The sequence below is a fragment of the Acidovorax sp. SRB_24 genome (assembly GCF_012931925.1).
Genome location: NZ_MWOM01000080.1, coordinates 1 through 15662, shown reverse-complemented (window position 1 = coordinate 15662; position 15662 = coordinate 1). Strand labels below are relative to the sequence as shown.

At 59.1% G+C, this 15662-nt stretch carries 11 protein-coding genes; 7 read left to right on the top strand and 4 right to left on the bottom strand.

Translation table 11 applies throughout. From position 1 onward, the window contains the following. The 4 genes from B2J89_RS18715 to B2J89_RS18700 form a co-directional block, all read left to right on the top strand. Nucleotides 1-947: AAA family ATPase (locus B2J89_RS18715; RefSeq protein WP_169170461.1), on the top strand; the 947-nt coding region annotated here is incomplete at its 5' end. A 47-nt stretch (nt 948-994) separates the two neighbouring features. Then, entirely contained in the window at nt 995-2368 is a 1374-nt protein-coding gene (locus tag B2J89_RS18710) for a CpaF family protein (protein ID WP_169170460.1), read from the top strand. 11 nt (nt 2369-2379) lie between these two features. Continuing rightward, nucleotides 2380-3372: a type II secretion system F family protein gene (locus B2J89_RS18705; RefSeq protein ID WP_169170459.1), complete on the top strand. Its 993-nt coding sequence runs from the start codon at nt 2380-2382 to the stop codon at nt 3370-3372. A gap of 12 nt (nt 3373-3384) precedes the next feature. Beyond that, nucleotides 3385-4293, top strand: coding sequence for a type II secretion system F family protein (locus B2J89_RS18700; RefSeq protein WP_169170458.1), 909 nt, complete (start codon nt 3385-3387; stop codon nt 4291-4293). Between the two features lie 34 nt (nt 4294-4327). Here B2J89_RS18700 and B2J89_RS18695 read toward each other — a convergent pair whose 3' ends face one another. The 4 genes from B2J89_RS18695 to B2J89_RS18680 all read right to left on the bottom strand — a co-directional run bounded on the left by B2J89_RS18695 (nt 4328) and on the right by B2J89_RS18680 (nt 9322). Then, on the bottom strand, nt 4328-5044 hold the full coding sequence (locus B2J89_RS18695; protein WP_169170457.1) for a response regulator transcription factor: 717 nt from the start codon (nt 5042-5044) through the stop codon (nt 4328-4330). Between the two features lie 9 nt (nt 5045-5053). Further along, complete coding sequence (locus B2J89_RS18690; RefSeq protein ID WP_169170456.1) at nt 5054-6742, bottom strand: sensor histidine kinase; 1689 nt, start codon at nt 6740-6742, stop codon at nt 5054-5056. 773 nt (nt 6743-7515) lie between these two features. After that, on the bottom strand, nt 7516-8139 hold the full coding sequence (locus tag B2J89_RS22850; RefSeq protein ID WP_240965083.1) for a PEP-CTERM sorting domain-containing protein: 624 nt from the start codon (nt 8137-8139) through the stop codon (nt 7516-7518). Nucleotides 8140-8656: 517 nt separating this feature from the next. Beyond that, nucleotides 8657-9322 carry a cistern family PEP-CTERM protein gene (locus B2J89_RS18680; protein ID WP_169170455.1) on the bottom strand — a complete coding sequence of 222 codons (666 nt, stop codon included), beginning with the start codon at nt 9320-9322 and terminating at the stop codon, nt 8657-8659. A gap of 356 nt (nt 9323-9678) precedes the next feature. Here B2J89_RS18680 and smc point away from each other — a divergent pair, with 356 nt between their 5' ends. The 3 genes from smc to ligA all read left to right on the top strand — a co-directional run. Next, nucleotides 9679-13206: a chromosome segregation protein SMC gene (gene smc, locus B2J89_RS18675; protein WP_169170454.1), complete on the top strand. Its 3528-nt coding sequence runs from the start codon at nt 9679-9681 to the stop codon at nt 13204-13206. A 19-nt stretch (nt 13207-13225) separates the two neighbouring features. Further along, on the top strand, nt 13226-14329 hold the full coding sequence (locus B2J89_RS18670; RefSeq protein ID WP_169170453.1) for a cell division protein ZipA C-terminal FtsZ-binding domain-containing protein: 1104 nt from the start codon (nt 13226-13228) through the stop codon (nt 14327-14329). 176 nt (nt 14330-14505) lie between these two features. Then, nucleotides 14506-15662 (top strand): NAD-dependent DNA ligase LigA (gene ligA / locus B2J89_RS18665; RefSeq protein ID WP_169170452.1); only part of this gene is annotated, 1157 nt, incomplete at its 3' end.

Genomic DNA, 15662 nt, shown 5'->3' with positions numbered 1-15662 from the left:
CCCACCATCCCAAAATCGCGGTCATTCTGCTCTGCGCGACCCAGACGCCGGAGTTCCTGATCAACTCAATGCGGGCGGGCGTGCGCGAAGTTCTGCCTTCACCGGTGACCGCGGACGCGCTGGAGGCCGCAGTCAGCCGCATTGCGGCCAAGTTGATCAGCACCAAACCCAAGGGCCTGGGCAAGGTACTGGCTTTCATACCCTGCAAAGGCGGAAGCGGGGCCACGTTCATAGCGACCAATCTGGCTTACCAGCTGGCAGAAACGAACACGGTTCTGCTGGTGGATCTGAATCTGCAATTTGGCGATGCCCTGTCTTTCGTGCACGACGGCGAGCCAGCTTCCACTTTGGCGGATGTAGCCCATGACATCAGTCGTCTGGATGCGTCTTTCCTTTCCGCCAGCACCGTCAAAATTTCTGCCAACTACAGCATTCTGGCGGCGCCTGAAGACCTGACGAAAGCGATGGAGATCAAGCCCGAGCATATTGATGCCATCCTGGGTTTGGCTGTGACCCAGTATGACTTTGTGCTGCTGGACATGGGCCGTAATCTGGACACACTGGCCATCAAGGCCTTGGACCGGGCTTACCGCATCTTTCCGGTGTTGCAGGCCGGACTGCCCGGAATCCGAAATGCAAGCAAGCTCTTGGCTGTCTTCAAGTCGCTGGGTTACCCGGAAGACAAGATCGAGATGATCGTCAACCGCTTTGAAAAAGGGGGAGACATCAGCCTTGATGGCATTCAGCGCTCGCTCGGCACTGTCAGCCTGCGTACCGTGCCCAATTCGTACAAAGAGGTGAATGCGTCTATCAACCAGGGCGACGCCCTGGCCGAAATGGCCTCTTCCAATACGGTGGCAAAAAGTTTGGCGGAGTTTGCCGTGTCGCTCAGCCCGAAGCAGGAAGACAGCCGTAGTTTGCTGGGGCGTTTGTTTCGGCGGGCATGAAGTGCAGCGCTGCCCTTGGTTTTTTTCCATTGAATGGGAGTTAAAAAATGTCCTTCCGAGACAAACTCAATGCCGTCGCTGCAGAACCCATTGCGCCGCGGCCGCTTCATGCCGTCAACGATGCAAATCAGGGCCACGTGGCCAGTGAGGCCTACAAGGTATTGAAGGGCCAGATGCACCTGAAGCTGGTCGAAAAGTTTGACTTGGCGGCGCTGGAGAATTTGTCGCCCGTCGTGCTGCGCCAGGAAATCGCCACCATGGTGGAACGCCTGCTCATTGAGGAGCAAGCCGCCATCAATGACATTGAGCGGCGCACGCTGATCCGCGACATCCAGCATGAAATGCTCGGCTTCGGGCCGCTTGAACTGTTGATGGCCGACCCCACGGTGTCCGATATTTTGGTGAATTCCTACCAGCAGATTTATGTGGAACGCAAGGGCAGGCTGGAGCTGACCAACGTCACTTTTACCGATGAGAAGCACCTGCTGCGCATCATTGACAAAATCGTGTCGCTGGTAGGGCGGCGCATTGATGAGTCCAGCCCCATGGTGGATGCCAGGCTGCCAGATGGGTCGCGCGTCAATGCGGTGATTCCGCCGGTCGCGCTGGACGGCCCCATGATGTCGATTCGCCGGTTTGCCCATATTCCACTGCGAATGGAAAACCTGGTGATGGAACTCAAGAGCTTGACGCCAGAAATGGCGTTCATGCTGGAAGGTCTGTGCAAAGCCAAAGTCAACATGATCATCTCGGGCGGCACCGGTGCTGGCAAGACGACCTTGCTCAACATTTTGTCGGGCTATATCCCCGAGTCAGAGCGCATCGTCACCATCGAAGATGCGGCCGAACTGCAGATGCAGCAGCCGCACGTGGTCCGACTGGAAACCCGGCCCGTCAATATTGAAGGCAAGGGTGAAATTACCCAGCGCGCACTGGTGCGCAACGCCCTTCGGATGCGACCTGACCGTATCGTGATTGGCGAAGTTCGCGGCGCTGAAGCGGTGGACATGCTGCAGGCCATGAACACCGGCCATGAAGGATCGCTGACCACCATCCATGCCAACACGCCGCGCGATGCCTTGTCGCGGCTGGAAAACATGATCGGTATGGCCAACCTGAACCTTCCGCACAAGGCCGCCCGGCAGCAGATTGCATCGGCGATTACGGTCGTGATCCAGGGGCTGCGGCTGATTGACGGAAAACGCAAGATCACCAGCATTCAGGAGATTACCGGCATGGAAGGCGAAATCATCACCATGCAGGAAATCTTCACTTTCAGGCAAACCGGCATCAGTGCAACAGGCGAGGTGCAAGGCCATTTTCAGGCAACCGGCGTGAGGCCGAAATTTGCGGAACGCCTGCGCTCGTTTGGGGTGGTGTTGCCCGATGCCATGTTCGACCCTGCGAAACATTACGAATAGAAGGAGCGACCATGCTGCAAATTCTTGGCGGCAACGCCTTCCTGATGATATCGGTGCTTGTTTTCGTGGCAGTGCTCCTGTTGCTCGAAGGGGGTTACCTGTTCTGGAAATCGTACAAGGGTCCGGAGGCCAAGAAAATTGAAAAGCGCTTGCAAGCACTTTCGGCGTCATCTGATCACACCAAACAGGCGCAACTGCTGAAACAGGGAATGCTCAGCGACGTTCCCGTCATCGAACGCTTCCTGCTGAGCATGGCCCGAGCGGAAAGACTGGGCAGGTTCATCTTTCAGGCGGGACTCAACTGGACCGTATCCAGGCTTGTACTGACCTGCGCAGTACTGGGCGCTATCAGCTTCACGCTGGTGATCTACCTGGCGCACCAGACGCTCTTGCTGGGGGCAGTGGTAGGAGCCATCTTTGCAACGGCGCCCCTCTTGTATGTCAGCTATCAAAGAACACGCCGCTTGGACAAGTTCGAAAAGCAATTGCCTGATGCGCTCGACCTGATCACCCGTGCCCTGCGCTCTGGCCATGCTTTCTCATCGGCCTTGCAAATGGTGGGCGACGAAATGGCGGAACCCATCGCCGGGGAGTTCCGGGTCGTTCATGATGAAGTCAATTTTGGTGTATCGCTGCAGCAGGCGCTGACAAACCTGAGCGTACGCGTCCCCCTGACTGATCTGCGTTACTTCATCGTATCGGTATTGATTCAACGCGAATCGGGCGGTAACCTGACCGAGGTACTTGGAAATTTGAGCCGCTTGATTCGCGAGCGACTCAAACTGATTTCAAAGGTAAGAATTTTGTCTTCGGAAGGTCGTTTATCTGCCTGGATATTGGGTGTCATGCCTTTTGCGTTGGCCGGCGTGATGTATCTTGTGAACCCTGCTTTCATGGCGCCCTTATGGAAGGATCCGATCGGGATTGCAATTATTAAATATATGCTTATTTTGATGATTTTCGGTGCATTTATTCTAAGAAAAATAATAAAAATCCATGTCTAGAGGAGATGACAAGTGTTATTACTTCCTTATCTTATATTTATTTCTGTCACATTTGGCTTGATCGGGCTCTATCTCTGGCTGGCGCCAACCCGGGCAGAAAAACGCCTGCAAGCCATAGCGGGACCGGATGAAAAATCCCACTGGACAGAAACATTTGTCAAAGTGGCCGGTCCTCTGGCCAAGCTGTCTTTGCCAACAGATGATTTAGAGAAATCGCCACTTCGTATCAGATTTTCAAATGCAGGGATTCGGCATAAAGATGCGTATCTTATTTATTTTAGTTGTAAAACAATAATTCCATTTGTCTTTGCAGGCCTGGCGTTTCTGGCTCTTAGAATTATGAGCCAAACAGGTATGACGCTTCTGTTTTACATCATGCTGTCAGCCTTGCTGGGCTGCTATTTGCCTAATATATTTTTGTACTTTAAAATCAAAGCGCGTCAACAGGAGATTTTTGAAAACTTTCCTGATGCGGCTGATTTAATGTTGGTCTGCGTGGAGGCCGGCCTGGGCCTGGATGCCAGCCTGACTAAAGTTGCGGAGGAAATCCAGATAAAAAGTGTTGCCTTGGCAGAAGAGTTGCATCTGACCAATCTGGAAATGAGGGCAGGTAGCACCCGAGAAAAATCCTTGCAAAATCTCGCGCTTCGTACAGGTATTGAGGAAATCAGCATTTTTGCCGTCATGATAATTCAGGCAGACAAGTTCGGAACCAGCATTGGCGAATCGCTGCGGGTATTTTCCGATGATCTGCGCCATAAGCGTCAGGTGCGCGCCGAGGAGCTGGCCGCCAAAGTGCCAACAAAAATGCTTTTTCCGCTGGTGGTCTGTATTTTTCCATCCATCATCATGGTCATCATGGGGCCGGCCGTTATTCAGGTTATTCGAACCATGCTTCCCATGTTGGGTGGAAAGGGATGAGGGTGGATGTCGTCCGTTAACTTGCCAAGCACTTTCAGGGGGTTGCCTCCGTATCTGAACTGCCCACAGACCGAAGGTTGCTAAGTTGGTGTTTGGACGCATAAACGTACAACTCAAGGCGATTGCTGACGCCCAGCTTTTGGTAAATCGCAGTCAGATGATTTCGCAAGGTATGCTCGGATATAAAAAGCCGATCGGCAAGCGCTTTGTTGTGCGCACCATTGCCTTCGATAACGGCATAAATGATTTTTCTTTCCCGAGGGGTCAGGCTGGCCTGTTTTTCCGCTTCGGGGTTAGATTTCTTGGTGAGTTTGGTAGTCGTAAATTCCCTGAAAACCCTGCTGAGCGTTTCACGGTCAAGCCACATTTCTCCCTCGGCCGTTTTTTCGATGGCCTTCAGCACTTGTTCCGCTGATGCGTCTTTCCGCAAAATCCCACGTGCACCTCGAAGAACTGCCAGATCGAGCGTCGCCTGGTTGCGTTCTCCGGTAAAAATCAATACCTGCGAGGCAGGATTCAACAGCAGCGCGGGGAGAATGTCGAGAGCGCTTTTTCCGCCCAGATCAAGATCCAGCAAAATAACATCCGGATGCAGAGAGCCTATTTTCTCAAGGGCCTCTTCACCGGTTCTTGCGGTTCCTGCCACTTCCATTCGCGGCTTTTCACTTTCAATCAGTTTGACAAGCCCCCATAGCATGGTCTGGTGATCGTCTATGAGCAGGACGCGAATCGGTTTTGATGAAAATGTCATAGAACCATCCTATACAGGTATTTCAACGTGAACGACCGTATTGCCATCTGGACCGTGATTAATATGCAGCTTGCCTCCCAGCACAGCGGCCCTTTCACTTAGAGAATTTGGGGTGAAAGCTACAGGCTGGTGCCCTTGATTTTCATTTTCAATTTCAATCTTGATGGATTCGTTGATATGGTGAATTTTTACATGTCCTTTTTCTGCGAGAGTGTGTTTGCAGATGTTGCTCAATCCTTCGCGCACGAGCTGTAATATTTCTATAGCCAAACGATCGCTTACCCTGAATTCGCCCGCAATGGTAATGCTGATGTCAATTCCATAAAATTCTTTAAGCTGCTCCGCCTGTTGATTCAAAGCCACGAGAAAAACGGGTTCGATTTTGCTGTGCCGATTTTTAAAGTTCGCGGCAAAACGGCGTAAATCACCAATTACTTTTTCCGCCATCCGTGCTAATTTATCAATATCCTCAATAAGTGGATTGTCGGCAGAAGCCTTGTTTCGAATGGCTCCCAGTGCCAACTTCAAGCCGATGTATGGCTGGATGGCAGTGTCATGGAGATCCAATGAGATTTTGTGCCGTTCCTGCAGTGCGGCTTCTGAAGCCATTCTATCGAGAATATCAATATTATCAATGGCAGGAAAGGCTTGTGCCAAAATATGGCTTAAAAATAAAGCATCCGCTTTGCTGAATGATTCGTTGGGCGAGAGTAAATAAATTCGACCGTGTTGTCGCCTTAATGACAAAGGTGCGCTGAGGAAGGACCGAGTCTCCAGAATTTCAGCGAGATTTTTAATGGACTCTGCTTCGTGCTTCTCCCATCGTTCCCTGGAGCAGTCATAGGCCATCGATTTCTGAAACAAAGACGACGAGAAAGGCCAGAGCGGGCTGGTGTATGCAATGATGTGGTCGTCAGAAACCGCCATCAGAGGCGCAGCGGCTTCTGCATTCACTGCATCGGCACTGATCGCTGATGTTGAATTTTTGTCTTTTATCGTGCGAAGAAAATAAGTGCCAAGCTCTTTATCGCGCAGTACCAGAATACAGCTTCTGGCCTTGAAAAACCGTCGCGTTTTTTCCAGTACGTTAACAATGGTTTGATCGACTCCAAATCGAGGATTGGATAAGCGACTTACATCACGGAGAAGATTAAGCTGGTGCATTAATCTTACTTTTGATTCGCCCCAGTACACGCTCATATAGCCGAAGGTCAGCAGAAAGGTGGTGCGCAAAAATAATCGAGATAAATCGCTTTGCGTTTCCAGTGCCAAGCCAGATGCAGAAAATAGTATGGCCGATGCAACGGTGACTCTAGCACCCTCTTCGAAACCCCATCGAAAAGAGGAGGTGAGAATGGCGAAGAAAAAAAACAGAAAGAAAAAACTGTCCACCCCACCGGTGAAAATAACAATAAGCGCAAACCACAATACATCCAGTCGGTGAACCAGGATGCTTTGCGAGAATGGCTTTTCGCGCAGGGATAAAACATAAATAAATATACTGTGGAACAAGTATCCGAAAAATACAAGCCAAGTGAAATTTTCTCTGCTGCTCAAACCTGAGGGGTCAACAAAAACGGCGAGTAGCACCGAGACGGCCAAGACCATGCGCATTCGGCTGACCATTTTTGCATCGGCGGAATTCATTGCAAAACTTGAATCAGTTTCGCCTTTTATGTCATCATTGGATTTCAGCATGTGCCCTCTCTGCTCAAGAACATGGGTTCAACAATCCTGATTCACCGCACCGATGCAGACTAATTTAACACTTTGATGCATGACAATCAATAAAAGACTTGTCCTCCTCTTTAATTTGCTCCGCATACGCGATCAGTGATTTCTTACACCGCGGGTACGCATGAATTGGTTGGGTGCGCTGCACTCGATTTTTTCAACTCCAGCAAAGCCGACCGTGACGGTTGAACGTTCTGAAGAGTGCATAAAAATCAGGTTGTTGCGGCGCTGGAAATCTGGGGCGAAGCCTTGCACAACGCAGTTGATTGTTGATATGCAACGCATTCAAGAAGACCAGATGGCAGTGCGAAAAGGGTAGGGTGCCACCACCTTGATGGACATCGACAGCCATGGGCTGCTGGATGCCTAGATCGGCGTTATGGACTTGGGGGAGCTGAGCCTTGCAGAACCGTGGCAGGCCTTGGATCGCTGTGCGGTTCTGTCAGTCGGTGCCGGGTGACAAGCTGCGGAGCATCGATATCGTGTCGGCGTCGCATTGGCAGTGGCCGATGCGTGCCGCTGATAATTTGCGGCGGGGATGCCGTCAGCATCGGGTAAGCCGACCTCAAGCCATTGATTGTCAGACCTGCCGTGCCGCCGCCGCGTTGCGCCGAGCGGCACTTCCCGAAAGTCGTCGACAACTGAATTTCCAGGTTTCCAATAAAAAATGCCAGTCAGCGTGAGCTGACTGGCATTGCCCTTACAGGGCCCGTTTTGAATCGATATTTTCCAGATAATTAGCTGCGGCGGCGGCGTGCAAAGCATGCGCCCAGCAAGCCCAGCCCCAAGAGTGCCAGGGTGGCAGGTTCCGGAACTGCGGTACCGGGGGCGCCGAGCACGAACACAATTTCAGGGCCGTCATTTGCATCGGCGAAGGCGAAGCGGAACTGAACTTTATCGGTGGCGGAAAATGAGGAGAAGTTGCCCAGCAGGTAGTCTGCGAAGCCAAGCCCGTTATTGATGTCAGGTACGCTGACTGGGCCCGTGAATGTGTCGACGATAATGTCGTTCACACGCATATCGAACGCTACCAGCGTTTGTGGAGAATTAGCATTCGTCTGATTCAAATTGAGACCAAGCCGAAGCGTGTTGCCCGTACCAATGACATTAAGAAGGGTCTGCCCGGTGTAGGCGGGTGAAAGAAGATCCCAGTTGGTCACATTGCCTTGAGAAGGCAAAGGCTGCGAAGGAAAACTCGCCGGGTTTTGGCACGATGGGCTGCTAAAGACGCAAGGGCTCTCAACAGAGTGTTGAAACTGGTTGCCAACGACAGGGGTCAAGCTGATGGTATTGGCGGTAGCACCACCGCCGAATGCAAGGCCTGCCAGGCCCAGCGCCAACGCATAAAGTTTGGTGGTCATGATTGCTGGCTCCTAGAAAAAAGTGCGGTGCCAAGCTATGAGCAATATGCGTGCCAGAAATTTTTTTCTTTGTAGGGTAATCACTTACATTGCTACCTCTACCGTATCTTCAAAAAACTGTCAAAAAATCCGACGGCTGTTATGGACTTAATGGATGTTCTCAGAAGCAGAAAATACAAACGTTCAACTGCTGGCCATGGTCGTGGCCAGTCTGAACAGGAGCTCATTTGGCACTGCTGCACCAAGGCAATGGCCAAGGTGTCGTTAGAAGGTGCAATACGTGATCTTCAGCGGCATGACCACGCACAAGCAGGCCAGGCGCCAGCTTGAGCAGACCCTGCAGTCGCAGATCATCCTTGGCGCGAGGGTGCGCGGCTCTTGCCCTTCAGGCGTGGTAACCGCTGGGGCGCAATGCCCACGACCTTGCGCATGCCCGCACCATGTGCCCATGCTCGTGGCGTTCGATGAGCACGTACCTCACCGGGATTGCCTGGCAAAGTACGCTGCCCTTTCCAGATCAAATCTTGCGGCGGCGTGCCCACGATGCGCCGAGTAAGGCGATACCCATCAGCGCAATCGATCCCGGCTCAGGAACTTGCGTTGGACCGCAATTGGATGTGCCCAAAACACAACCTGCGAATTCAAAGTTATTGCCACCATTGCCGACTTGTTGAAACCTGACGCTGAAGGGGCTTGTGAACGAAATCCCATTCGTCAGGAAGTTGCCAGCGGTTGTGAGGGTCAGCGAAAAGGTATCGCTCCCTCCTTCGGAAAGTCCATTGCCGTTGCCACCGCCGGAGCAGTTGTTGCTGCGCCAAATGCACAGATCCACAGTCGCGAATGACGGGAATGTATTGTTGATTCCAGCATCCCAGGACCCGGTCGCCGAAGCCCCCGTCAGTGTGGGGCTGACCATGTCAATCCCGAATGACATCAGCCGGTTCTGGCCCGGGCCGCTGGAATCATTGGAAACTTTCAGCCCAAAGGTTGCGCTTTGGGCCGACAGCGAGTTGAGCGTGAACTGCATCGTGGCAGACAGCGTGGCGCCATCTCGGGTCGTCGAATACAGGATCGAACCCGTATCGGACACACTGTCGAAAAGCATGAGCGCAGCATGGGTGCTGCCCATTCCCATCAATCCGCCACAAAGGGCAACTGCTTGAACAACTTTCTTCAATTTCATGGTGGCTCCCTCGGTTGTATGTGCACGTTGCACACTGCAACAAGCAAGCACGATGTATGCCATTTCAAAAATAATGAGTGAAATCAATGCGTTAGCGTCGCCTTGCGTCGGTATCTGCGACGAAATGTAAAAATGTTCGACAAATATGGAGGTGCCTTCTCCTCCTAAGCCGCCGAACGGTGCTTTCCCCTGTTTCGTCTCTAGCGCTTCGGACGCGTTGTAAGCGCCCAGCCACGCGGCATTGCCATTGCCTCAGTTAACATTCACCCCTTGAGCCGCCGGGCACGTCAGCGCGCCCGGCGGCGACTGCCGCCCGGCCCTGGCGCTGCGCAGCGGCGCGGTGTTACAGGTGATTCGTGCGACTCAATTCCATCAAACTCTCCGGCTTCAAGTCGTTTGCCGAACCGACCAACTTCCTGCTGCCCGGCCAGCTGGTGGGTGTGGTGGGGCCCAACGGCTGCGGCAAATCCAACATCATGGATGCGGTGCGCTGGGTGCTGGGCGAGAGCAAGGCCAGCGAGCTGCGCGGCGAGTCGATGCAGGACGTGATCTTCAGCGGCACGACCACGCGCAAGCAGGCCAGCCGGGCCAGCGTGGAGCTGGTGTTCGAGAACAACGACCACCGCGCGGGCGGGCAGTGGAACCAGTACGCCGAGATCGCCGTCAAGCGCGTGCTCACGCGCGATGGCACCAGCAGCTACTACATCAACAACCAGCCGGTGCGCCGCCGCGACGTGCAGGACGTGTTCCTGGGCACGGGCCTGGGGCCGCGCGCCTACGCCATCATTGGCCAGGGCACCATCAGCCGCATCATCGAATCGCGCCCTGAAGAGCTGCGCCTGTTCCTCGAAGAGGCGGCGGGCGTCTCCAAATACAAGGAGCGCCGCCGCGAGACCGAGAACCGGCTCTCGGGCACACGCGAAAACCTCACCCGCGTCGAAGACATCCTGCGCGAGCTCAACCTCAACCTGGAAAAGCTCGAAAAACAGGCCGAGGTGGCGCAGAAGTACAACGCGCTGCAGGCCGACGTGACGCTCAAGCAGCACCAGCAATGGTTCTTGAAACGCGCCGACGCCGAGGCCGAGCAGGCCAAGGTGCGCATGGACGGCCTGCAGGCCGTGAACGACCTTGAAGCGCGCATGGCCGAGTTGCGCCACATCGAGTCCGAACTGGAGACCATCCGCCAGGCGCACTACGCCGCTGGCGACCAGGTCAACCAGGCGCAGGGCAAGCTCTACGAGACGACGGCCGAGGTGGGGCGCCTGGAGGCCGAGATCCGCTACGTGATCGAAGGCCGCCAGCGCGTGCAGCAGCGCCTGGTCGCGCTGGCCGAGCAGATCACGCAGTGGTCCGAGCGCAAGGAGGAGGCCGAGTTCGAACTGGAGAACCTGGCCGGGGCCGGAGTCGATGCCGAAGAGCGGGCCGAACTGCTGGCCGCCCAGGTCGAAGAGCAGGCGATGCAGCTGCCTGACCTCGAGGAAGCCCTGCGCCAAAGCCAGCACCACGCCAACGAGCAGCGCACGGCGGTGGTGCAGGTGCAGCAGCAGATCCAGGTGCTGGCCGCCGAACAGCGCAGCATCGACGAGCAAAGCCGTCAGCAGGACGCCCGCTACGAGCGCCTGCGCGCCGACCGCAATGCCCTGGCCGCGCCCGACGAGGCGCGCCTGGTCAACCTGCACGGCCAGCTGACCGCCGCGCAGGAGGGCGTCGAAGTGACCGAAGCGCGCCTGGCCGAGCTGCAGGACGCCGTGCCGCGTCTGGACGAAGAGCGGCGCACGCGCCAGCAGGCGGTGAACCAGGAAGCCGCGCGCCAGGCCGACCTGTCGGCACGCATGGAAGCGCTCAAGGCCTTGCAGGAAAAGCTCAAGACCGACGGCAAGCTGCAGCCCTGGCTGGCCAAGCACGGGCTCGAGGGCCTGCAGGGGCTGTGGAGCCGCATCCACATCGAGCCCGGCTGGGAACACGCGCTCGAAGCGGCGCTGCGCGAGCGCATCGGCGCGCTCGAAGTGGGGCGTCTGGACAGCGTGCGCGGCTTTCTGGGCGCGGGCGGGGCCGATGCGCCGCCGGCCAAGCTGGCGTTTTTCAGCCCCCCTGCGGCCTCGGCACCCGAGCCTGCGAGCGATCTGCCGCGCCTGGCCGATTTGCTGCGCCTGCACGATGTCGGCCTGCGCGCCGTGCTCGGCGACTGGCTGCAGGGCTGCTACACCGCCCAGTCGCTCGATGAAGCCCTGAACCGGCGCAGCCAGCTGCAGGCCGGCGAAGCCCTCTACATCGCCGGTGGCCATGTGGTTACGCGGCACAGCGTCGGCTTCTATGCGCAGGACTCCGAGCAGTCGGGCCTGCTGGCGCGTGCGCAAGAGATCGAGCACCTGGAGAAAGAACTGCGCGCGCAGGCGCTGATCACCGACGAGGCGCGCACGGCCCTGGTGCGCGCCGAGGGCGCCTATGCCGACGCCGCGCAGCGCCTCACCGCCGTGCGCCGCGAGGCCACCGAGGCGCAGGGCCGCGCGCACGGGCTGCAGGTCGAGCATCTGCGCCTGTCGCAGCTGGTCGAGCAGACGCGCGCGCGCAGCGAACAGATCGGTGCCGACCTGGCCGAGGTCGAGGAGCAGCTGGCCGAACTGCAGGAGCGCCGCGTGACGGCCGAAGCGCGTTTTGAAGAGCTCGACATGCAGTTGGCCGACAGCCAGGAGCGCCACGCCCAGCTGGGCGACCGCGTGATCGAGGCCGAACGCAAGCTGCACGAGTGCCGCGAGCAGCAGCGCAGCCTGGAGCGCCAGGCGCAAGAGGCCACGTTCTCGCAGCGCAGCGTCGAGGCGCGCCGGGCCGAACTCTCGCGCACGCTGGCGACGGCCTCGGGCCAGGCGACGGCGCTGGCCGACGAGCGCGTGCGCGCCCAGGGCGAGCTCGAGCGCCTGTCCGACGCGGCCGCGCAGGGCGGCCTGCAAGACGTGCTGGCGCTGAAGATGGAGCGCGAGCAGGCCCTGGCCGCCCAGCGCAGCACCTACGACGGCCTGAGCACCCAGCTGCGCGCCAGCGACGAACGGCGCCTGCAGCTCGAGCGCGCGCTCGACCCGCTGCGCGCGCGCATCACCGAGTTCCAGCTCAAGGAACAGGCCGCGCGCCTGGGCCTCGAGCAATACACCACGCTGCTCGCCGACGCCCAGGCCGACCTGGAGGCCGTGGCCCGGTCGATTGCCGAGGGCAACGTGCGCGTGGCCGGGCTCCAGGGCGAGATCGACCGGCTGCACCAGGGCATCGCCGCGCTGGGCGCCGTCAACCTGGCCGCACTCGACGAACTGGCCGCTGCGCGCGAACGCAAGACCTTCCTGGACATGCAGACCGCCGACCTGACGGAAGCCATGAACACGCTCGAAGACGCGATCCGCAAGATCGACGCCGAGACGCGCGAGCTGCTCTCGGGCACCTTCGAGGCGGTCAACGGCCATTTCGGGCGCATGTTCCCCGAGCTGTTCGGCGGCGGCAACGCCCGGCTCATCGTCACCGGCGACGAAATCCTCGATTCCGGCGTGCAGGTCATGGCCCAGCCGCCGGGCAAGAAGAACCAGACCATCCACCTGCTCTCGGGCGGCGAAAAGGCCCTCACGGCCATCGCGCTGGTCTTCGCCATCTTCCAGCTCAACCCCGCGCCCTTCTGTTTGCTCGACGAGGTCGATGCGCCGCTGGACGACGCCAACACCGAGCGCTACGCCAAGCTGGTCTCGAGCATGAGCCGCGAAACGCAGTTCCTGTTCATCAGCCACAACAAGATCGCGATGGAAATGGCCGAGCAGCTGATTGGCGTCACCATGCAGGAGCAGGGCGTCTCGCGCATCGTCGCGGTGGACATGGAGTCCGCCCTGTCCATGGCCGACGCGGCCTGAACACCAACCCCACACCACCATGAGCACCTTGCAAATCAGCCTGGCCGTCATCGGCGCCCTGTTGCTGGCCCTGATCGTGGCCTACAACGCCTGGACAGCCCGCCGGAACACCCCGAAGAAGGCCTTGCCGCCCGAGGGCGAGCGCGCCGCCGAGCCCGCGCTGCGCCAGGAGCCCGGCTTCGACATCCCGGCGAGCCCCGAAACCGAAGCGCACGCGCTGGCGCCAGGCGCCGAGCCCGCGCCGCACAGCGTCGACCTGCACGACGCGCTCGACCTGCCGGTGCCTCCGCCACCCGAGCGCCGCCCGGGCCTGGATGCGCTGATCGACGCGATCGCTCCGCTGCAGGCCGACCACCCGGTGTCGGGCGACGCGGCCATGGCCGCGCTGCCGCCGACGCGCCGCGCCGGCAGCAAACCGTTTGCCATCGAGGGCTACAACGAACGCACGCAGCACTGGGAAACCCCCGTGGCCGGCCAGCGCTACCACGCGTTCCAGGCGGGGGTGCAGCTGGCCAACCGCACCGGCGCGCTCAACGAGATCGAGTTTTCGGAGTTCGTCGTCAAGGCCCAGGCGTTTGCCGACGCCGTCAACGCCGCGCCCGACTTCCCCGACATGCGCCACGAGGTGGCGCGTGCGCGCGAGCTCGACCAATTCGCCAGCGAACACGATGCACAGCTCGCGTTCGTGCTGCGCGCGCGCCAGGCCGCGTGGAGCCCCGGCTACCTGCAGCAAAACGCCGCGCGCCTGGGCTTCGTGCCCGGCGCCATGCCCGGGCGCATGGTGCTGCCCGCCGGCACGCCCGGCCTGCCGCCGGTGCTGAGCCTGGTGTTCGACGCGCAGGCGGCGCTGTCCGAAGACATGGAGCAGTCGGCCGTGCGCGACCTGCTCATCAGCCTCGACGTGTCGCAGGTGAACCGCGCCGAGCAGCCCTTCGCGCGCCTGCGCGAAGCGGCCGCGGCGCTGTGCGAGGCCATGGACGGCGTGCTGTGCGACCAGAACGGCACGCCGCTGCCCGCCATGGCCATGGAGCCGATCGCGGCCGACCTGGAACTGCTCTACGACAAGCTCGACAGCCGCGATCTGTCGGCGGGCTCGGTGCTGGCGCGCCGCCTGTTCAGCTGAAGGCATGGGACACCCCCCTGTGTCGCTTCGCTCCATCCCCCCTCTCTCGCCTCGCTGCGCGATGCGGGAGGGGGGACGCCGCCAGCGCGGCGGGGCGGCCCTTGCGCGGCGGCCGCTGGCCTGGGCCGCGCCAGTTGCATGCGCTGCGGGCAGCGCGCAGATCCATGAGAGCTGAGATGACCGAAAACCTGGATCTTTTTCCGACACCAGAGCCCACCAGACAAGCCCAGGCTGCTATTCAAATAAGAGCGCTTCGGGAACAGCTCAACCGCTGGGCGCACGAGTACTACGTGCAGGATGCGCCCACGGTGCCCGACGCCGAATACGACCGCGCCTACCAGGCGCTCGAAGCGCTGGAGGCGCAACACCCCGACCTGGTCACGCCCGAGTCGCCCACCCAGCGCGTGATTGGCGCCGTGATGGCAGGCCTGGCGCCTGTGCGCCACGATGTGCCGATGCTCAGCATCCGCACCGAAACCGACACCCAGGGCAGCGGCGCGCAGGCGTTCGATGCGCGCGTGCGCCGCGAGCTGGGCCTGCACGAGTCCGACCCGCCGGTCGAATACGTGGCCGAGCCCAAGTTCGACGGCCTGGCCATGAGCCTGCGCTACGAGCGCGGCCACCTGGTGCAGGCCGCCACGCGCGGCAATGGCGAGGTCGGTGAGAACGTCACGCACAACATCCGCACGCTGCGGCAGATTCCGCTGACGCTGCCGCCGGGCGTGCCCCCCCTGCTGGAAGTGCGCGGCGAGGTGTTCATGCGCCGCGCCGACTTCGAGGCGCTCAACGAACGCCAGCGCGAGCAGGGCGGCAAGACCTTCGTCAACCCGCGCAACGCCGCCGCCGGCGCCGTGCGCCAGCTCGATTCGGGCATCGCCGCGCAGCGGCCGCTGAGCTTCTTCGCCTATGGCCTGGGGGCCGTCACGCCGGCGGAGGAGGGCGGCCCCGCGTTTGCCACGCACTACGCGCTGCTGCAAACCCTCAAGTCATGGGGTTTTCCGGTCGCAGACCAGGTGGAGACTGCGCAGGGTGCTTCTGAATTGATAGCGTATCACCAGCGCGTGGGCGCCACCCGCGACGAGCTGCCCTACGACATCGACGGCGTGGTCTACAAGGTCAATCGGCTCGACCTGCAGCGCCAGCTGGGCTTCCTCACGCGCGAGCCGCGCTGGGCCGTGGCGCACAAATACCCGGCTCAGGAGATGGTCACGCGCGTCGAAGGCATCGACGTGCAGGTCGGCCGCACCGGCAAGCTCACGCCCGTGGCGCGCCTGGCGCCCGTGTTCGTGGGCGGTGTGACGGTGACCAACGCGACGCTGCACAACGTGTTCGA